The following is a 19,034-nucleotide window of genomic DNA, read 5'->3' as shown; positions in this document are numbered from 1 at the left end:
CCAGATGCTCGCCACCCGCGGTCTGACCTGGCGGATCGGTGAGGTCGCCATCGTCGACAGCGTCTACCTCGACCTGGCGCCCGGGGAGTTCCTCGGCGTCATCGGGCCCAACGGCGCCGGCAAGACCTCACTGTTCAACCTGATCACCGGCATCCGCCGGGCCACGGAAGGACGGATCACCCTCGACGGGCAGGACATCGGCTCCCTGCCGCCGCACCAGCGGGCCCGTCTCGGCCTCGGCCGTACCTTCCAGGCAAGCTCGGTCTTCGGCTCGCTCAGCGTGCGGGAGAACGTCCGGCTCGCCGTGCAGGCGCACCGCGGGGGCTCGATGAAGCTGTGGCGGCGGGCGGCGGCCGACCGGGAGGTCGCTGCCGCCGCCGACGCGGCGCTCGACCGGGTCGGCCTCGCCCACCGGGGTACGGCGCTGGCCGGCACCCTCGCCCACGGCGAGAAGCGGAAGCTGGAGATCGCCCTGCTGCTCGCCGGGGAGCCCCGGGTCATGCTGCTCGACGAGCCGATGGCCGGGGTCAGCGCCGAGGACGTGCCCGAGCTGGTCTCGGTGATCCGCTCGCTCACCGGCGACAGCGGCCGGTCGGTGCTGATGGTCGAGCACCACATGGACGTCATCCTGGAACTGGCCGACCGGATCGCCGTGATGCATCACGGCGCGCTGCTGGCCTGCGACACCCCGGAGACGGTGATGGCCAACCCCACAGTGCAAGAGGCCTACCTGGGGGAGTCGCTCTAGTGGAACCCATTCTCAGTGTGGAGAACCTGTCGGTCCGCATCGCCGGGCTGCACATCCTCCAGGGGGTGTCCTTCACGGTCGCCCCGACCGGCGTCACCGTCCTGCTCGGACGCAACGGCGTGGGCAAGACGACCACGCTGCGCGCGATCGTCGGCCTCACCCCGCCCGCCGGCGAGGTGCGGGGCGCCGTCCGGATGGGCGCCCAGAGCCTGCTGGCCCGGCCCACCCACCGGCTGGTCCGCGGCGGGCTGGGCTACGTGCCGGAGGACCGGTGCGTCTTCGCCGGGCTCACCGTCGCGGAGAACCTCCGGCTCGCCGAGCGGCGGGGCAGCACCCCGGCGTACGACAAGGTCTTCGCGCTCTTCCCGGAGCTGGACCGGCGCGGACGGCAACGGGCCGGCTCGCTCTCCGGCGGGCAGCAGCAGATGCTCGCGATCGGCCGGGTGCTGCTCAACGACAACCGGCTGCTGCTCGTCGACGAGCCGACCAAGGGGCTCGCGCCGAAGGTGGTGACCGAGGTGGCCGAGGTGCTGGAACGGGTCGCCGAGTCCGTGCCGGTGCTGCTCGTCGAGCAGAACCTGGCCGTGGTCCGGCGGCTCGCCCGGGACGCGGTCGTGCTGGCCGCCGGCCAGGTGGCCTGGACCGGCGACGCCCAGGAACTGCTGCTGGAGACCGCCCTGACGAAGTCGCTGCTGGGCGTCGGCTCGGCGGAGGGACACCACCCCGCAGGTACGCCGGCCGGCGCACGGAAGGACGAGCACTGATGGACACCGTCATCCTGTTGACGCTGACCGGGCTCGGCCTGGCGGCGCTCTACTTCCTGGTCGCCAGCGGGCTCTCCCTGGTCTTCGGCCTGGCCGACGTGCTCAACTTCGCGCACGGCGTCTTCCTCGGCGTCGGCGCGTACGGGACCTGGTGGGCGGCGCACAACCTGCCCGGCGCCGGGTCGGACGGCTTCGGCTTCGTGCTCGCGGTCGCCTTCGGGGTGGCCGCCGGCACACTCGTGGCGGTGCTGGTCGAGCTGGTGCTGATCCGGCCGCTCTACTCCCGCACCATCGAGCAGGTGCTGGTCACCGTCGGCCTCTCGCTGGCCGGCGTGGCGCTGCTCCAGGCCACCTGGGGCGCGGACGCCCGGCCGTTCCCGCGCCCCGAGTGGAGCCGGCAGGTCACCTCGATCCTCGGCGCCAACGTGCCCAACGGCGGCCTGCTGCTGATCATCGCCGCGGTGCTGGTGCTCGGCGCGATCCTGGCCTTCCTCCGCTGGACCCGCTACGGCCTGATCATCCGGGCCGGCGTGGAGAACCGGGAGATGGTCACCGCGCTCGGCATCGACGTGCGCAAGGCGTTCACCCTGGTCTTCGCCATCGGCGGGGCGGCGGCGGCGCTGGCCGGCGCGCTCGGCGGCGTCTACTTCGGCACCGTCTCGCCCGGCCAGGGCGGCTCGCTGCTGATCTTCGCGTTCATCGTGGTGGTCATCGGCGGGATGGGCTCGGTGATCGGGTCCGCGTACGCGGCCGTCGCGGTCGGCCTGACCCAACAGTTCGTCAACTACTACGGCACCTCCGGGCTGGGCGACATCTGTGTGGTCGCGCTGCTGGCCGTGGTGCTGCTGCTGCGCCCGCAGGGCATCGCCGGAAAGGTGGCAACGGCATGACCGAGGTCAAGAGCCCCGAGGTGCCGGCGCCGCCGGCCGCCGTGCCCGACGAGCTGACGCCGGGGCGCCGACGGTGGCACGGGCTGCGCCCGTACCTGCCGCTGGTCGCGCTGGTGGTGGCGCTGATCCTGCCGTACTCGACGCTGCACCTGCCGGGCATCTTCGAGGGGGCGCTGAACTCCCCGGGCACCCTGCAACTGCTCGCCGTCTGCCTGGTCTTCGGCGGCCTGGCCGCCGGCTACGACCTGCTCTTCGGCCGGACCGGGATGCTCTCCTTCGGGCACGCCCTCTACTTCGCCGCCGGCGTCTACGGCACCGACATCCTGGTCACCAAGGCGGGGCTGCCGCTGTGGCAGGCCGCGCTGCTCGCGACCACCGGCGGGACGATCCTCGCCGCGCTGCTCGGCGCGGTGGCGCTGCGTACCGTCGGCATCGCGTTCGCCATGGTTACGCTCGCCTTCGCCCAGGTCGGGGCGATCCTGGTGGCCCGCGACTTCGGCGGGCTCACCGGCGGCGAGGAGGGGCTGCCGCTGGACGTCTCCGGGCTGCCCGAGGGGCTGGTCGGGGTCACCAACACCGTCAACCTCTACTGGCTGGCGCTGGCGTACCTGGTCGTGGTGGTCTTCGTGGTGCACCGGGTCTCCGGCTCGCCGACCGGGCGGGTGCTCGCCGGCCTGCGCGACGACGAGCGGCGGATCGGGGTGCTGGGGCTCGACCCGTACCGGTTCAAGCTGGTGGCGTTCACCCTGGCCGGCGGCCTCGCGGCGGCCGGGGGCGCGGTCTACGTCCTGATCGTCGGCGGCGCCTCGCCGCACATCACCTCCTCCGAGTGGACCCTGGCGCTGCTGGTCATGGTGGTGCTCGGCGGGCCGGGCACCCGGTGGGGCCCGGTGATCGGCGGGATCCTCTACATGTACCTGGACCACCGGCTGGTCGCGTTCGGCACGTCCGACGCGGTGGAGGCCCTGCCGGCGTTCCTGAGCAACCCGCTGTCCCAGCCGCTCTTCGTGCTCGGCACGGTCTTCATCCTGGCCGTCTACTTCTTCCCCGGCGGCCTGGCCAGCCTCGCTCCCCGCGTGGCGCTCCTGCGGCACTCCCTGCGCGCCCCGTCCCGCCGCCCCTGACGGCGTGGGCTCAGGCCCCGCCGATGACGGAGCTGCCGCCGCCCGGCGACGGCCCGTCATCGGCGGGGCTTGCGCGTGGACGGGGACCGACGGCCCGCGGGCGGCTATCGAGTACCGACCGCTGTGGGCGGAGCGCGCCTCCGGATCCGTTCAGGCGGGAGGCTTCGGCGGTGCGAGGTTGCGGAACCGCTCGTGCGCCGACTGCCGGCTGATGCCGAGCGCGTTGCCGATCTCGGCCCAGGAGAGCCCGGCCTCCCGCGCCGCCACGACGGCGCGTTCGATCAGCGGCCGTTGCCAGCGTTCGACCTCGGCGAGGATGCCGAGCGCCTGCAACGGCCACGTGGTGGCCAGCTCGGCGACGTTGTCGCGGAGGGTGTCGGAACGGCCCACCAGCCAACCGGGCGGTGTGGCGGCCAGGATCGGCCTGATGTGTCCGCCCCACTCGGAGGCGGCCATCCAGCGGCCCTCCTCAGCGGCCGGGTAGTCGCTGGCGCCGACCCAGCCGCAACTGCACCGGGCCCGGTAGCCGACGGTCGTCGCGGGTGCTGCGGCGTCGGTACTCAGCGTCCCGTCGGGCAACCGGAACCCGATGAGGTCCGCGTGCCCCGGCACCACTTGCTCCGCCATCCCGCAAGCATAAGCTTGTCAGGGTTTCCTGACTGTCAGAGTCAGGCTATCCTGACGCGACTGCCCGGGCTGATCGTCGTCCGGGCCCGACGCTCCGGAAGGAGAGCGCATGTCCGTGGTCAGCGGCACCGTGGCGGCAGGTTACGAGCCGGTCCGGGAGGCGTTCCTGGCGAACTTCGAGACGCGGTCCGAGATCGGCGCGGCCCTCAGCGTCTACCGGCACGGTCGGGAGGTGGCCAGACTGTGGGGCGGGCTCGCCGATCCCGCCACCGGCCGCGCCTGGCGGGAGGAGACCCTCCAGGTGGTCTTCTCGGCCACCAAGAGCGTGCCGGCGGCCTGCGCGCACCTGCTGGTTCAGCGCGGGCAGCTCGACCTGGACGCACCCGTCGCCGAGTACTGGCCGGAGTTCGCGGCGGCCGGCAAGGGCGAGATCCTGGTCCGCTGGCTCCTGTCCCACCAGGCGGGGCTGCCGGTGCTCGACCGTCCGGTTCCACTGGCGCAGGCGCTGACCTGGGAGCCGATGGTCGCCGCGCTGGCCACCCAGGCGCCGGCCTGGCCGCCGGGCACGGCACACGGCTACCACGGGCTCACCTACGGCTGGCTGGTCGGCGAGGTGGTACGCCGCGCCTCCGGCCGCAGCCTCGGCACGTACTTCGCCGACGAGATCGCCACACCGCTGGGCCTGGACTTCTGGGTCGGCCTGCCCGCCGTCGAGAAGCACCGGGTCGCCCGGCTCGTCGAGCAGCCGGTCGCCCCGCCCGCCGCTGCGGCGGCGTCCGAGGCGCTGGCCGCCGGGGCAGCGTCCGAGGCGCTCGCCGCGTACACCGATCCGACCTCGTTGGTGGTCCGGTCGACGATGGTGACCGACCCGCCGCTCGACCTCGCCGATTCGCGTGCCTGGGCGGCCGAGATCCCGGCGGTCAACGGCATCTGCACCGCCTCGTCGCTGGCCCGCTTCTACGCCGGCCTGATCGGCGAGGTCGACGGCGTCCGGATCCTCGACGCGGCCACCCTCGACGCCGCCACCCGCGAACAGGCCGGCGGGGTCGACCGGGTCCTGCTGGTGCCGACCCGGCCGGCGCTCGGCTTCGGCCTGCCGTTGCCCGAACAGCCCTGGTGGTCGCCCACCGCCTTCGGCTTCCCCGGCCACGGCGGCTCGCTCGGCTACGCCGACCCGGCCAGCGGCATCGCCTTCGGCTACGTGACGAGCGGGCTCCGCGTCACGATGGGTCCGGACCCCCGCACGACAGGCCTGGTCGAGGCGGTACGGGCGGTGGTGTCCCGCCCGCCGGCCTGACCACTGCCGGCCTGCCCCGACCGGGGCCGCGGCCCCCTCGCGCGACCGCGACCCCTTTCCGTCCTCGTGCCGTCAGCTGTTCAGCAGCTCGTACGCCGACGCCGGAGCCTTCTGCGCCTGGCTGCCCGTCGGCACGGTGACCTTCGGGGCCTTGCCGAAGTCGAAGTACTTCACGACGTACTTCGTGGCCTTGAGCTTGCCGGCCGCCGGGATCTCCAGGGTCAGCGAGGTGAGGTTCCCGTCCGCCCCGACGACGGCCGTGAACGGGATCGTCTTCGCCGCGGCACCCAGCGCGTCGACGTCCACGGCGTCGGCCATGGCCTGGCGCACGTGCTCGCCGTGGGTCAGGTCCACGGTCCCGGTGTAGGTCCCGCCGCCCTGGTCCGTCACGGTGTCTCCCACCGCCCCGAGGATCGCGCCGGTGTTGCCCGGGTCGGCACCCTCGTAGTAGGGCACGCTGGCCGGGTCCGTCAGCTTCGCGTGGTCCAGCTCCATCCACTTCTTCGGCAGCTTGAGCATGCTGCTGAGCTCCTCGGCGCCGTCGAAGCTCACCTTCATCCAGGAGCGCTGCTCGATCAGGCGGAAGGAGAGCTTCATCGTGAAGTCGAGCTTCTCGTCCTTTTCGGTCACGGTGAGGTCCATGCCCTTGCCCGCCGGGTCCACCACGCCGGTGACGACGCCGGTCGGGTCGCTGCCGCTGAACCGGAAGGCCGGGTCCTCCTCGTCCGGCACCGCCGCCAGGAGCGTGCTCTTCGGGTTGGCCGACGGGGACGCCGAGGGGACCGGCGAGGGGGCTGCCGGGGCGTCCTGGACGTCGTCGTCGCCACACCCGGCCACCAGGGAGGTCGCGGCCACCAGGGACACGGCTGCCGCCGCGACCCGCCGGACCCTGCCGGCGGGGCCGCTCTGCTGCGTGATTCGCATGATTCTCTTTCCTAGCTGGACTGCTGCCGCCGCAGATCTTGGCACGCGCCGGTGCCGCCGCGTTGGCCCTGAAGGCCCGCGCGGCCGTCCGGCACACCGTCGACCGGGCCGAGCGTGGTGGTGACGCGGGTCACCGGCCTCACCGGTGGCCGATCCGCACGGGGACCGTCCCCGTCCCAGGGCGGTCGGGCGGCGTGCCCGGGCGGTCCACCGTCTCGCGGGAGCGGGCAACGTCCGCCGTAGCTGGTAGAAATGCCGGATGAGCCAGGACCGGACGGCGGTACGGGAGCGGGCCGAGGCGGTGCTGCGGCGGTTGGCCGGCGAGCACGCTCGGCTCCGGGAGGACCAGTGGCGGGCGATCGAGGCGCTGGTGGTCGACCGTCGTCGGGTCCTCTGCGTGCAACGCACCGGGTGGGGCAAGTCGGCGGTCTACTTCGTGGCCACCGCCCTGCTGCGGGACCGGGAGGCGGCCGGCGCGGAAGGCGTCGCCGGGCCCACCGTGATCGTCTCGCCGCTGCTGGCGCTCATGCGCAACCAGGTCGAGTCGGCGGCCCGCGCCGGCATCCGGGCGCGCACGATCAACTCCGCCAACCTCGACGAGTGGGACGCGATCACCGCCGAGATCCACGCCGGCGCCGTGGACGTGCTGCTGATCAGCCCGGAACGGCTCAACAATCCGGACTTCCGGGACACCGTGCTGCCGAAGCTGGCCGCCACCACCGGCCTGCTGGTGGTCGACGAGGCGCACTGCGTCTCCGACTGGGGGCACGACTTCCGGCCGGACTACCGCCGGCTGCGCACCTTCCTGGGCAACCTGCCCGAGCGCACTCCGGTGCTGGCCACCACGGCCACCGCCAACGCCCGGGTCACCGCCGACGTGGCGGAGCAGTTGGGCGACGCCCTCGTGCTGCGCGGCAGCCTGGACCGCGAGTCGCTGCGCCTCGGCGTGGTCGAGCTGCCGAGCCCGGCACACCGGCTGGGCTGGCTCGCCGACCACCTGGACCGGCTCCCCGGCTCGGGCATCGTCTACACGCTGACGGTCGCCGCGGCGGGGGAGACCGCCGAGTTCCTGCGTTCCCGGGGCTACGCCGTCGCCTCCTACACCGGGCAGGCCGAGGACGCCGACCGGCGGGCCGCCGAGCAGGACCTGCTGGACAACAAGATCAAGGTGCTCGTCGCCACGAGCGCGCTGGGCATGGGCTTCGACAAGCCCGACCTCGGCTTCGTCGTGCACCTCGGCGCGCCGCCATCCCCGATCGCGTACTACCAGCAGGTCGGCCGCGCCGGCCGGGCCGTCGCACACGCCGAGGTGCTGCTGCTGCCCGGCACCGAGGACGCCGCGATCTGGCGCTACTTCGCCTCGCTCGCCTTCCCGCCCGAGGCGCAGGTCCGCGCCGTCCTGGCCGCCCTGCACACCGACCGCCCGCTCTCCACCCAGGCGCTCGAACCGATCGTCGACCTGCGCCGGGCCCGGCTGGAGCTGATGCTCAAGGTGCTCGACGTCGATGGCGCGGTCCGCCGGGTGCGCGGCGGCTGGCTCGCCACCGGGGAGCCCTGGGTCTACGACGAGGCCCGGTTGCGCCGCGTCGCCGAGGCGCGCACCGCCGAGCAGCAGGCCATGCGGGAGTACGCGACCACCCCCGACTGCCGGCTGCGCTACCTGCGCGAGTGCCTGGACGACGCCGGGGCCGCCGACTGTGGCCGCTGTGACCGTTGCGCCGGCCCGCTGTTCACGGCCGACGTGTCGGACGCGGCGCTGACCGCCGCGCAGACCTTCCTCGGCCGGCCCGGGGTGGAGATCACGCCGAAGAAGCTCTGGCCGACGGGGCTGGAGGCGGTGGGCGTACCGCTGAAGGGGCGGATCGCCCCGGCGGAGCAGGCGCTGCCGGGGCGCGCGGTGGGGCGGCTCTCCGACCTGGGGTGGGGCGGCCGGCTGCGCGACCTGGTCGGGCCGGAGGCGGCGGACGTGGCCGTACCCGACGACGTGGCCGCCGCCGTGGTCGAGGTGTTGAAGGCGTGGGCGCACGGCGACGAGCGGTGGCCGCGCCGCCCGGTCGGGGTGGTCTCGGTCGGCTCGCGCCGTCGGCCCCGGCTGGTCGGCTCGCTCGCCGAGCGGATCGCCGCCGTGGGCCGGCTGCCGCTGCTCGGTGCGGTGACGCCGGCCGGCGCGCCGGCCGGCGGCCCGCGCGGCAACAGCGCCCAGCGGGTACGCGCCCTGCACGGCGCCTTCGCCGTGCCGGACGAGCTGGCCGACGCCCTCGCCGGGCTCGACGGGCCCGTGCTCCTCGTCGACGACCTGGTCGACTCGGGCTGGACGATGACGATGGCCGCCCGGGAGCTGCGCCGGGCCGGCGCCCCCGACGTGTTCCCGCTCGCCCTGGCGGTGGCCGGCTGAGCCACCGGCGCCGCCCGCCCACCGCCGGCTGCCCGGCGTCGTGACCGGACCGGTCGGGGAAGTTCCCGGCGGGGGCGGACTGCGACCGTCGCCACGCCGCGCCACCGGCTGGCCGGCGCGGTGCCGACGGGCGGTAGCGTGGGCGGCATGACCGATGAGCAGCCCGTTCGCGACCGGGACGGCGGCGGTGCCTGACCGGGTGTCGGCCGCGCCGGAGCACGCCTCGGCCGCCCCGGAGCACGTGCCGACCGCGTCCGACGGCGCGCCGGCCGCGCCGGACCAGGCGCCGGTCTCGTCGGAGCAGGCGCCCGCCGGGCCGGAGCACGTGTCGGCCGTGCCGGACCGCGGCACCGTCCGGCTGGCGCTGGTCGTCGGCGGGTTGGTGCTCGCCGTCCTGCTCGGCTTCGGCCTCGGTCGGCTCAACGGCGGCGGCCCGTCCGCGACGGCGGGGCCGGACAGCGCCCTCACCGGCCACAGCCACCCGCCGGGCACGGGCGCCCACGAGCACGGCGTCGACCAGGCCGCGGCGGCGCAGGCCGCCGGTCTCTCGATCAGCTCGGCGGGCTACACGCTCACCCCCCTGACCGCCGCGTTCACCGCCGGCCGCGCGGGCGAGCTGCGCTTCCTGGTCCGGGACGCGCAACGCCGCCCGGTGACCCGGTTCGCGGTCGTGCACGAGAAGCCGATGCACCTCATCGTGGTACGTCGCGACCTGACGGGCTACCAGCACCTGCACCCCACGATGGCGGCCGACGGCACCTGGTCGGTGCCGCTGACCCTGCCGCAGCCGGGCGTCTGGCGGGCGTACGCCGACTTCACCGCGCTCGCCGACGACGGCCGGCAGACCGCCGTGACCCTCGGGGTGGACCTGACCGCGCCGGGCGGCTATCAGCCGAGGCCGCTGCCGGAGCCGGCGTCCTCGGCCACGGTCGACGGCTTCACCGTCAACTACCAGGGCACCCCGCAGGCCAGCGTGACCGTGCCGCTGACCTTCCGTGTCGACTCGGCCGGCGGGCCCCCGGCGCTGGAGCGTTACCTCGGCGCGTACGGACACCTGGTCGCCCTGCGCGAGGGGGATCTCGGCTACCTGCACGTCCACCCCGATCCGCAGCCGGTCGACGGGGCGGTGACGTTCTGGGTGACCACGCCCGACCCGGGCCGGTACCGGCTCTACCTGGACTTCCAGGTCGCCGGCGTGGTGCGCACCGCCGAGTTCACGCTCACCGTGCCCTGACCTCGGGGATGCCGCCCGAAGCCGGGTGAGGCACGTTTCCGCTGGTGGGCGCTCAGCCGGCGCGGCGGATGGGGCGGCGGGCCAGGTAGCGCAGCAGGTCGCGGATGTGGTGCTTCTCCTCGGCCGGCACGGTCGGGTCGGCCAGCCGTTGCAGGATCACCCGGACGTCCGCCTCGACCGGGCCGTCGTCGACGCGCCGGCGGGGCGCGGGACCGGCGTCGGGCAGGCCGAGCGCGCGGAACGCGGCCGCGACCGGCAGGTCCAGCGCGGCGCAGAAGCCGCGCACCTTGGCCAGCTCGGGGTAGTCCTGCCAGTCTCCGGCGAGCCAACGGAACACGGTCGACCGACCGACGCCGGTGTGGGACGCCAGGTCGGTGACGGTCCAGCCGCGTTCCTCGCGGGCGTCGTCGATGGCGCGCCGTACGAAACGTGCGAAGGCCATCTGCGGAGAAACCTCTACGGAACCCATCCCTGCGGGTCTTCCCTCCCGACCGGCACCCGGCGGTGCGCCTCCGAGGGTAGTACGGAAAGGCAGCGAAACAGTTGACTGATCGACCAGACCGTCTCGTGAGCGGGACTCCGCACCCTGCGGAATGGCGTGGATCACACGCGGCCGGCGGTCTCCGTGACCGCTCGACCACGCTCGTCCGGCGCGGGCGCCGGCGGCAGCAGCGCCGCCAGCCGTGGGGTGACCGCCCACTGGTCGACGAGTTCCCGGTACTCCGTCCGCTGGGCGGCGGTGGGCGCGGTGCCGGTGCGGCGTGCCCGGATGAGCAGGTTGCGCGGGGTGTGCCGGGAGTCGACGAACTCCACCACCTCGGCCCGGTAGCCGTGCAGCCGGAGCAGCCCGGCCCGCAGCGCGTCGGTGAGGACGTCCGCGAAGCGCTCCCGGAGGATGCCCTGCCGGGTCAGCAGCTCGTACGGGGCCGGGGCCGGCCGCGCGCGCAGCTGGGCCGCGACGTCGTGGTGGCAGCACGGCGCGGCGAGCACCCAGCGGGCCTGCCAGCGCACCGCCCGGGCCAGCGCCTCGTCGGTGGCGGTGTCGCAGGCGTGCAGGGCCAGCACCAGGTCGGGGGCGGGCTCCACGACGGCCTCGGCGATCGTGCCGGCCACGAAGCTGACCCGGTCGGCCCAGCCCAGCCGCTCGGCCAGCTCCGTGTTGCGTCGCCGCTGGTCCTCCCGGACGTCCACGCCGACCAGTTCGACGTCGACCCCCCGCTGCGCCAGCCACCGGTACGCGGCGAAGGTCAGGTACGCGTTGCCGCAGCCCAGGTCGACCACCCGCAGCGGGCCGGTCAGGTCGTCCGGGAGGGTCGCCGCGAGCGCCCGCAGGAACGCGTCGACCTGCCGCCGCTTCGCCGCCGAGCCGCCGATATCGGTGAAGATCGGGTCACCGGGGTCGAGCAGGTACTCCTTCGCCCGGTCGTGCCCACCCGGCTCGACGGCGGGTCGGGCCGCAGCGGCCCGGTGCACCTGCGCCTCGCCGGACTTGGTGACCCGCAGCTGGAGCGTCGCGTCGGCCGTCTCCACGTGCCAGTTGCCGAACGGCTCGGCCAGTAGCGCGTCCACCGCCGCGTCCGCCTCCGGGCCGGGGGCCACGTTTCGGGTGTACGGGCGGGAGCCGTCGGAGGTGGAGATCTGCAACCGGGGGCCCGCCTTGAGCGCGACCGGCCGCAGTTCGGCGCGGACCATCGAGGGGCGGTGTCCACGCCGGCGCCCGGCGGCCACCGCACGGGTGAGCGCCGGGTCGAGCAGCAGTGCCCGGACCTCGGTCAGGGCGGCGTCCAGTGGTTCGGGCATTGCTCCATCTTCCTCGTCGACCGGCGGTCTGCCCGGCACGCGTCCCGGCGGCGGTGTCCGGCGGGGGGGTCTCGCCGGTGTTGTCGCGTCCGCCCAGCCCGCGGATCACGGCCCGGACGAGGAGATCCCCCGGCACCGGGTGCACCGGTCCGGGGGATCTCGGGTGACGTACGTCGGTCAGTCGGCGGTCGCTTCGGCCGGCGTACCGGCGGCGGAGCCACCACCACGACGGCGCCGGCGGCGGCGGGGCTTCGCGGCCTCGCCCTCGGCGGCGGCCGGGGCCTCGGTGGCCTCGGCGGTGATCACCGTGGCCGGCTCGCCCGCGACGGTCTCGCCGGCGCGGCGACGCCGACGGCGACGCGGGACGCGGGGGCCGTCCTCGGCGGTGTCGGTCGGCGCGTCGGCCTCCGGTGCGCCGGTCGCAGCGCCGGTGCGGTCCGAGCGGCGCTCGCCGCGACCACGGCCCTCGCCGCGTTCGCCACGCTCGCCGCGCCGGGAGCCCCGGCCGCCCTCGCCCCGGCGGGACCGTCCGCCGCCGAGGTCCTCCTCGACCTCCGCGGACAGCCCGGCGCGGGTGCGCTCGGCGGTCGGCAGGGTGCCGCTGACGTCGGTGGGGATGTGCAGGTCGGTGTAGAGGTGCGGGGACGTGTGGTACGTCTCCGCGGGCTCCGGCATGTCCAGGCCCAGCGTCTTGTCGATGATCCGCCAGCGGGGCATGTCGTCCCAGTCGACGAAGGTCACCGCGACGCCCGTCGCCCCGGCCCGGCCGGTACGACCGATCCGGTGGGTGTAGGTGTCCTGGTCCTCGGGGCAGTCGTAGTTGATGACATGGGTGACGCCGCTGACGTCGATGCCCCGGGCGGCGACGTCGGTGGCGACCAGGGTGTCGATCTTGCCGGCCCGGAACGCCCGCAGCGCCCGCTCGCGCGCGCCCTGCCCGAGGTCACCGTGCACGGCGGCGACCGCGAAGCCACGGAAGTCGAGGTCCTCGGCGACCCGGTCGGCGGCCCGCTTGGTGCGGGTGAAGATCATGGTCAGCCCGCGCCCCTCGGCCTGGAGGATCCGGGCCACGATCTCGATCTTGTTCATCGAGTGCGTGCGGTAGGCGAGCTGCTCGGTCTGCGGCGACGGGCCGGTCTCGGCGGTGTGCCCGGCGTGGATCGTCATCGGCTGGCGCAGGAAGCGCCGGGAGAGGGTGACGATCGGGTCCGGCATGGTCGCCGAGAAGAGCATGGTCTGCCGGTCCTCCGGCAGCATCGCCAGGATCTTCTCGACGTCGTCGAGGAAGCCCAGGTCGAGCATCCGGTCGGCCTCGTCCAGCACCAGCGCGCGGACCCGGTCCAGCCGCAGGTGCTTCTGCTTCTGCAGGTCCATCAGGCGGCCGGGGGTGCCGACCAGGATCTCCACGCCCTTGCGCAGCGCGTCGATCTGCGGCTCGTACGCCACGCCACCGTAGATGGGCAGCACCCGGACGCCCCGGGTCCGGCCCGCGGCGGCGAGGTCCTTGGCCACCTGGATGCCCAGCTCACGGGTGGGCACGACGACCAGGGCCTGCGGCACGCCGTCGCTGCCCTCGCCCGGCGCGAAGACCCGCTCCAGCAGCGGTACGCCGAAGCCGAGGGTCTTGCCGGTGCCGGTGGGCGCCTGGCCGATCATGTCGATGCCGCGCATCGCGATCGGGATCGCGTACTCCTGGATGGCGAAGGCGCGGGTGATGCCGGCCGCGGCCAGCGCGTCGACGGTCTCCTGACGCGCGCCCAGCTCGGCGAAGGTGGGTGCCTCCGGGCGCACCGGAGCGGTGGCGGCCAGTTCCTGGCCGTCCATGAGGTCTTGAGTCAGCTCGCTCATATGGATTTGGGGGTGCCCTCTCGTGGGTGCGCCCCGTCATGTCCTCAGGGCGCGTTCGGTGTGGCGCGGGCCACACGGTCGGCGGCTGAATGCCTCTGCCGGACCGGGCCGCACGCGCGCCGCGGGCCTCACACTTCGACCGGGCCGGCTGATCGCTCGGATCAGCCTGGGTCAGGTCGGCGCCCGCGGCAACTGCTCCATGCTACCTGAACCGACCCGGAGGCGTCCCGATTCCATCCGCACGCGCCACCCGGGGGCCACCCATGTGACCTGCATCACTTCTGATCGGTTTGCTGGCGGGCGGTAGCCTGCGCTCGTGCCCGCGACCGATCTGCCCGACCGTGCCGTCGTCGACCTGCTCGGCCTGGTGGCCTTCGGTGAGCTGCTCGCCTTCGAACGGATGGCTGTCGACGCCCGGCTCGCCCCCGACCTGCGCCGGCGGGCGGCGCTGGGCGAGATGGCCGCCGCCGAGATCGGCAACTACCGGCGGCTGGCCGACCGGCTCGTCGCGCTCGGTGTGCTGCCCGACGACGCCATGGCGCCGTACGTCGAGCCGCTCCAGGCGTACCACGACTCGACCGAGCCGAGGGACTGGGCGGAGGCGGTGACGAAGGCGTACGTGGGCGACGCCATCACCGACGACTTCCTCCGGGAGATCGCCGCGGCCCTGGCCGAGCCGGACCGTCAGCTCGTCCTCGACGTGCTGCACGACTCGTCGTACGCCGACTTCGCCGTCGCCGAGATCCGGGCGGCCGTCGAGGCCGATCCGAGGGTGGCCGGCCGGCTCTCGATGTGGGCGCGGCGACTGGTCGGCGAGGCGCTGTCACAGGCCGGCCGGGTGGCCGCCGCCGAGCGGGGGGTGCTCACCGCGCTCGTCGCACAGAGCGGTCGGGTGGACGTGCCGGGGCTGTTCGGTCGGCTGACCGCGGCGCACGCCACGCGGATGGCCGCCGCCGGGCTGAACAACTGACCGCGACCGGGCGTCCGCGACGGGCGATCGTCGGGTCACCCGTCGCGGCCGACCGGACCACTCAGCGGACGGTGAACCCGACCGCGCGCGGCGACGCCTCGGCGATCTCGACGTAGGCGACCTTGTTGACCGGCACGATCACCCGCCGGCCCTTCTCGTCGGTCAGGGAGAGGGTGCCCTCGTCCTTGCCGAAGGCGTCGGTCACGATCTGCTCGATCTCGGCCGGCGACTGCGCGCTCTCCAGGACCAGCTCGCGGGGCGCGTACTGCACGCCGATCTTGACCTCCACTGTGCCTCCTCATTCGGGCGAAAGAGCCGCCGTTGGGAAGGCTATCCGATCTCGGGGCCGGATGTTCAGGCTGACTCACCTTGCAGCGGGAAGCTGGCGATGCCCCGCCAGGAGAGCGCAGCGACCAGTGCCTCCGCCTCGGCCTTGGGCAGCTGCCGGCCACGGGCCAGCCAGAACTGCGCGGCGGTCTCGGCCGCGCCGACCAGGCCGGAGGCGAGCAGTTCGGCGTGCGCCCGGCTGATCCCGGTGTCGGAGATGATGGTGTCGGTGATCGCCGCGATGCAGCCCTGCTCCACCCGCTCAACGCGCTGACGCACCGCCGGGTCGTTGCGCAGGTCCGACTCGAAGACGAGGCGGAACGCCTCGCTCTCGTGGTCGACGAAGTCGAAGTACGCCCGCACCGACGCGCCGACGCGCTCCTTGTTGTCGTTGGTGCCGCGCATCGCGTCGTCGACCTTCGCGAGGATCGCGTCGCAGTGCGTGTCCAGCAGGGCGAGGTAGAGGTCCATCTTGCCGGGGAAGTGCTGGTAGAGCACGGGCTTCGAGACTCCCGCCCGCTCGGCGATGTCGTCCATCGCGGCCGCGTGGTAGCCCTGGGCGACGAACACCTCCTGGGCCGCGGCGAGCAGCTGCTTACGGCGCGCGGAACGGGGCAGGCGGGTGGGCCGGCCGGCGGTCTGGGCACCGTTCCCCACAGCGGTCATGGGAACCTCCGAGTCTCTTCGTACGAGCCGGCAATTCACCCGAACCGGTCGGGGCCCGGGGACCCGTCGCGGAATTGGCCCGCCGCTGTAACTTATCGCCACTGTCACCACACGGTAGCCTCAGCGGGGGCGACCAAGGAGTGCGCGGTGAGTGAAACAGGGCAACCCGGTGCCGCCAACCCGGGGGAGCACGGTGACGGGACGGGTCCGCAGGACGACCTGGCCCGTTCCGGCAGCGGGTGGGCGCCCCCGGCGGCCAGTTGGTCCCGGGGCGGGGAGATCTCCGGCCACCGCGAGCCGGCCTCGCCATGGGGTCCGCCCGAGCCGCCCCCCGGTTGGGCCGCCTCGTCCCCGCGGCACGGCGACCTGCCGCCACCGCTGCCCGGCCCGCCGGCCGCGACCGAGCCGCCGGCCCGGGTCAACGGCCACCACGCCAACGGCGTCGACCACGCCGCCGACGACGCGCCGGTCAACCGCCAGGTCCCGGTGAGCGCCCCGCCCGGCATCCCCGGCGACCAGCGCCGCGACCCGGGCAACGACCGGCTGGTGGTGCCCGCACAGCGCCCGGCGCCGACGGCCGAGCAGCCGCCCGGGACGCAGCACGGGTTCACCGACCCCGAGTCCCGTCCGGTCCGGCGCTCCGCCGAGGACCCGCCGGCCGGCCGCCAGAACCGCTGGTCGGAGCCGGGGCTGCCGACGTCGGCGCCCCCCGCCGTCCAGGTCCCGCCGGTGGGCACCGCCGCCAGCGGCTTCGAGGTGCCGCCCGGCTTCCACGCGCCGACGGCCGACCGTGCCGCCGCCGACGAGCCCCCGCCGGCCGCCGGCCCGACGCGCGGCTGGAGCGACCACTACGCGCCGGAGCCGTCGGCCCCCGACCCGCGCCACTTCCCGCCGCCCACCGAGCGCCCGCCCACCGAGCGCCCGGTCGATGCCGCGCCCGCCACCGGCGACCGCGCGACGGCCGGCGACCGGCTCGCCGGCGTCGACCGAGCGCTGGGCGCGGACCGCGCCTTCCGTGAGGACCGGGCCGCCGACCCGGTCGCCGCCGGCACGGACGGCGCACCGGGGGAGTTCGGCCAGGACCGCGCCGCCAGCCGGCCGGGCCAGGGCCACGCCCCGGACGGCCCCCACGCGGAGCGGACGCTGGGCGCCCCCGGCCAGGACCGCACGGCGGCCGGGTTCGAGCAGGACCGCACGGCGGCCGGGTTCGACCAGGACCGCACGGCGGGTGGGTTCGATCAGGACCGCACGGCGGGTGGGTTCCAGCAGGAGCGCGCGCCGGGCGGGTTCGACCAGGACCGCGCGCCGCACGCCGCAGGGCACGAGCGGGCTGGGCGTGGCTTCGGCGCGGACCCGGGTGCCGACCGGTCCCCGGTCGCCGAACCGGCGGCCGGTGCGCAGCACGTTCCGGGCGGCGGCCGGGAAGCGTCGTCCCGGTCGGAACCGGGCGGTTCGCGACAGTCGGCCGCCGAGTGGCCGCCGAGCACCGAACCGGACTGGACCGGCCCGAACTGGAACCGCCCGAGCTGGGGCGCCGCGTGGGCGCCGCCCTGGTCCCGGGAGGAGGCCGAGCCGGTGGATCGTCGCTCCCGGGAGGACGCCGAACCGGCGGGGCGCCGAGCCCGCGAGGAGCCCGAGCCCGTCGGTCGCCGGTCCCGCGAGGAACAGCCGCCGGCCTGGGCCGGTGAGCCGCAACGACCGCACGAGCCGTCACGCGCCGTGTCTCCGCGCCCCTACGACCCGCCCCGCGAGCCCGGCCGTCCCTACGACGTCGCCCAGACCGCGCCGGTGCCCCGACCGGCGTACGAGCGACCGCCCGCCGCCGACCGGCTCACGGGGCCCGAGGCCGAACAGCCGGCCCCGACCGAGCGACCGGCCTGGGCGTCGGGCGGGTCGGTCCCCGCGCCGGCGGGCGCGCCCCCGCTCGCGTACGCCCCGGAGACCGCCGCCGCGGCGGCCCGTGCCGAGGACACCCCGGACCGGGTCACCCGGCCGTTCCGGCTCCGGCCGGAGAGCGCGGAGCCGGACCCGAGGCCGCCGGGCGGCCCGCAGTCCGCCGCCGAGGCCGCCACCAGCGGGTTCGGGCGGCGTGAGCGCACCCCGTCCGGGCCCGCCCCGACGAGCGCACCCCCCTACGCGGCCCGCCGGTCCGCACCCGAGCCGGCCCCGGCGGCCCCGCCGGCCGCCGCCGACCAGGCGCCGGAGTCCGCATCGGCGGTGTTGCCGCAGCGCGTCCCCGCCGAGCCGGACGTGCCCGTCGTGCCGGAGCCGCCAGCCGTGGAGCCACCCGCCGAGACCCCCGAACTCGCCCGCATCGCCACCCATCTGCGCCGCGAGGACGAGCCCGCCCCGCCGCGGGAGCGTCCGGAGGGCTTCGACGTCAACGCCATCCTCGACGCCGTCCGTGGCGTGGCCGGTGTCCGCGACGCGGCGCTGCGCCGTACCCCGGCCGGCGCGCACAGCCTGCGGCTCGACCTTGCCGACGGGGCCGACCCGGCCGAGGTGAGCCGGCAGGTCGCCCGCCTGCTCCAGGACCGGATGGGGCTGGCCGCCGCGCCGCAGAACCTGCCGGGCATGCCGGCGGCACCCGCCCCGCCGGTGCGCCGCCGGTCGGCGGAGCCGCGCGGCGCCGACCCCCGGTCGGCGGGCGTCGCGGCACGCCCCGCCGAGCCGTCCTCCGCCGAGCCCCGGGTGCCCGGCGCCAGGGTGACCGGCGGCCCGTCGGAGGCCGCGTCGACCCGGGCCGAACAGCGTCCCGAGGCGGCGCCCGAGACCCCGCGCCGGCGCCGGCAGCCCGTCGCCCCGCACCGGGGCCGGGCCACGGTGGAGGAGCCGGGCTCGGTCTCCGCCGCCCCGGCCGGGACTCCGGCCGGTGCCCCGGCGACCGTCGGTACGTCGTACTCCGGTGGGCAGGTGACGACGACGGAGACCGCGCCGTCCCGGCCGCTGGACACCGGCGGCGCGGTGGGCCCCCGGGTGGTGATCGACCACGTCCAGGTGAGCACCTTCGGGCTCGACGCCACCGTGGAGGTACGCCTGCTCGCCGGCGGGGAGAGCGCCGCCGGCTACTCGACCGGGCCGGCCGTCGACGGGTACGTGCTGCGGCTCTGCGCGGTGGCCGCGGCGGCGGCGGTGGACGAGCTGCTGCGCGGCGGTGAGCCCGGCCCCGACGCCGGCCCCGACCGTGGGCGCTGCTTCGTCGAGCACGCCGCCGTGGTGCCCTTCGGCAACTGCGACGTCGCCACGGTCGTGGTGCTGCTCGTCTGCGACGGCTGGGTGGAGCAGCTCGTCGGCTCCGCGCTGGTCGCCGGCGACCCCCGGCAGGCCGTCGTCCGGGCCACCCTGGCCGCGGTCAACCGCCGGATCGAGGCGCTGCTGGCCTGAGCGCTGCCGGTCGTTGCGGCCCCGGGCAGACTGGAG

16 protein-coding genes are annotated in these 19,034 nt (G+C 75.4%); 9 read left to right on the top strand and 7 right to left on the bottom strand.

Annotated features, from left to right (window positions below; genetic code table 11):
* Positions 1 to 4 precede the first annotated feature (4 nt).
* Genes AC0OO9_RS11455 through AC0OO9_RS11440 form a run of 4 tightly spaced genes read left to right on the top strand, consistent with a single transcriptional unit; the run spans position 5 to position 3,526 of the window.
* On the top strand, positions 5 to 748 hold the full coding sequence (locus AC0OO9_RS11455; protein ID WP_132230840.1) for an ABC transporter ATP-binding protein: 744 nt from the start codon (positions 5 to 7) through the stop codon (positions 746 to 748).
* Positions 748 to 1,512: an ABC transporter ATP-binding protein gene (locus tag AC0OO9_RS11450; protein ID WP_421454987.1), complete on the top strand. Its 765-nt coding sequence runs from the start codon at positions 748 to 750 to the stop codon at positions 1,510 to 1,512. Before AC0OO9_RS11455 ends, AC0OO9_RS11450 begins: the two co-directional genes overlap by 1 nt.
* Positions 1,512 to 2,402 carry a branched-chain amino acid ABC transporter permease gene (locus AC0OO9_RS11445; RefSeq protein WP_484517215.1) on the top strand — a complete coding sequence of 297 codons (891 nt, stop codon included), beginning with the start codon at positions 1,512 to 1,514 and terminating at the stop codon, positions 2,400 to 2,402. The genes AC0OO9_RS11450 and AC0OO9_RS11445 overlap by 1 nt, the downstream gene beginning before the upstream one ends.
* Positions 2,399 to 3,526, top strand: coding sequence for a branched-chain amino acid ABC transporter permease (locus AC0OO9_RS11440; RefSeq protein WP_484517214.1), 1,128 nt, complete (start codon positions 2,399 to 2,401; stop codon positions 3,524 to 3,526). The genes AC0OO9_RS11445 and AC0OO9_RS11440 overlap by 4 nt, the downstream gene beginning before the upstream one ends.
* 150 nt (positions 3,527 to 3,676) lie before the next feature.
* Here the strand turns inward: AC0OO9_RS11440 and AC0OO9_RS11435 are convergent, their stop codons facing one another.
* A complete protein-coding gene (locus AC0OO9_RS11435; RefSeq protein ID WP_484517213.1) occupies positions 3,677 to 4,153 on the bottom strand; it encodes a hypothetical protein in 477 nt (158 codons plus the stop codon).
* Positions 4,154 to 4,262: 109 nt separating this feature from the next.
* Between AC0OO9_RS11435 and AC0OO9_RS11430 the strand changes: the two genes are divergently transcribed.
* Positions 4,263 to 5,450, top strand: a complete 1,188-nt coding sequence (locus AC0OO9_RS11430) for a serine hydrolase domain-containing protein (RefSeq protein ID WP_484517212.1) — start codon at positions 4,263 to 4,265, stop codon at positions 5,448 to 5,450.
* A gap of 72 nt (positions 5,451 to 5,522) precedes the next feature.
* On the opposite strand, the gene AC0OO9_RS11425 is transcribed toward AC0OO9_RS11430, so the two are convergent.
* Positions 5,523 to 6,374 (bottom strand): hypothetical protein, encoded by an 852-nt coding sequence (locus AC0OO9_RS11425; protein WP_484517211.1) that lies wholly within the window; start codon positions 6,372 to 6,374, stop codon positions 5,523 to 5,525.
* Positions 6,375 to 6,633: 259 nt separating this feature from the next.
* On the opposite strand from AC0OO9_RS11425, the gene AC0OO9_RS11420 reads away from it, so the two are divergent.
* Together AC0OO9_RS11420 and AC0OO9_RS11415 are read left to right on the top strand one after the other, a co-directional pair.
* Positions 6,634 to 8,769 carry a RecQ family ATP-dependent DNA helicase gene (locus tag AC0OO9_RS11420; protein WP_484517210.1) on the top strand — a complete coding sequence of 712 codons (2,136 nt, stop codon included), beginning with the start codon at positions 6,634 to 6,636 and terminating at the stop codon, positions 8,767 to 8,769.
* Between the two features lie 154 nt (positions 8,770 to 8,923).
* Positions 8,924 to 10,003 carry a hypothetical protein gene (locus AC0OO9_RS11415; RefSeq protein WP_484517209.1) on the top strand — a complete coding sequence of 360 codons (1,080 nt, stop codon included), beginning with the start codon at positions 8,924 to 8,926 and terminating at the stop codon, positions 10,001 to 10,003.
* Positions 10,004 to 10,055: 52 nt separating this feature from the next.
* On the opposite strand, the gene AC0OO9_RS11410 is transcribed toward AC0OO9_RS11415, so the two are convergent.
* From AC0OO9_RS11410 to AC0OO9_RS11400, 3 genes are all read right to left on the bottom strand, one after another.
* Positions 10,056 to 10,472, bottom strand: a complete 417-nt coding sequence (locus tag AC0OO9_RS11410; RefSeq protein ID WP_091627481.1) for a helix-turn-helix domain-containing protein — start codon at positions 10,470 to 10,472, stop codon at positions 10,056 to 10,058.
* A gap of 134 nt (positions 10,473 to 10,606) precedes the next feature.
* Entirely contained in the window at positions 10,607 to 11,803 is a 1,197-nt protein-coding gene (locus tag AC0OO9_RS11405) for a class I SAM-dependent methyltransferase (protein ID WP_484517208.1), read from the bottom strand.
* A 177-nt stretch (positions 11,804 to 11,980) separates the two neighbouring features.
* Positions 11,981 to 13,651 (bottom strand): DEAD/DEAH box helicase, encoded by a 1,671-nt coding sequence (locus tag AC0OO9_RS11400; protein WP_484517207.1) that lies wholly within the window; start codon positions 13,649 to 13,651, stop codon positions 11,981 to 11,983.
* 316 nt (positions 13,652 to 13,967) lie between these two features.
* Between AC0OO9_RS11400 and AC0OO9_RS11395 the strand changes: the two genes are divergently transcribed.
* Positions 13,968 to 14,621 (top strand): ferritin-like fold-containing protein, encoded by a 654-nt coding sequence (locus AC0OO9_RS11395; protein WP_484517206.1) that lies wholly within the window; start codon positions 13,968 to 13,970, stop codon positions 14,619 to 14,621.
* 61 nt (positions 14,622 to 14,682) lie between these two features.
* Here the strand turns inward: AC0OO9_RS11395 and AC0OO9_RS11390 are convergent, their stop codons facing one another.
* Both AC0OO9_RS11390 and AC0OO9_RS11385 read right to left on the bottom strand, forming a co-directional pair.
* Positions 14,683 to 14,910 carry a DUF3107 domain-containing protein gene (locus tag AC0OO9_RS11390; RefSeq protein WP_088960194.1) on the bottom strand — a complete coding sequence of 76 codons (228 nt, stop codon included), beginning with the start codon at positions 14,908 to 14,910 and terminating at the stop codon, positions 14,683 to 14,685.
* 65 nt (positions 14,911 to 14,975) lie between these two features.
* Positions 14,976 to 15,614, bottom strand: coding sequence for a TetR/AcrR family transcriptional regulator (locus AC0OO9_RS11385; RefSeq protein WP_132230849.1), 639 nt, complete (start codon positions 15,612 to 15,614; stop codon positions 14,976 to 14,978).
* Positions 15,615 to 15,761: 147 nt separating this feature from the next.
* Between AC0OO9_RS11385 and AC0OO9_RS11380 the strand changes: the two genes are divergently transcribed.
* Positions 15,762 to 18,998: a hypothetical protein gene (locus AC0OO9_RS11380; protein WP_484517205.1), complete on the top strand. Its 3,237-nt coding sequence runs from the start codon at positions 15,762 to 15,764 to the stop codon at positions 18,996 to 18,998.
* Positions 18,999 to 19,034: the final 36 nt, after the last annotated feature.

This window comes from Micromonospora sp. USAFONa4, assembly GCF_057197825.1.
This window is presented reverse-complemented; position numbering and strand designations above follow the sequence as displayed.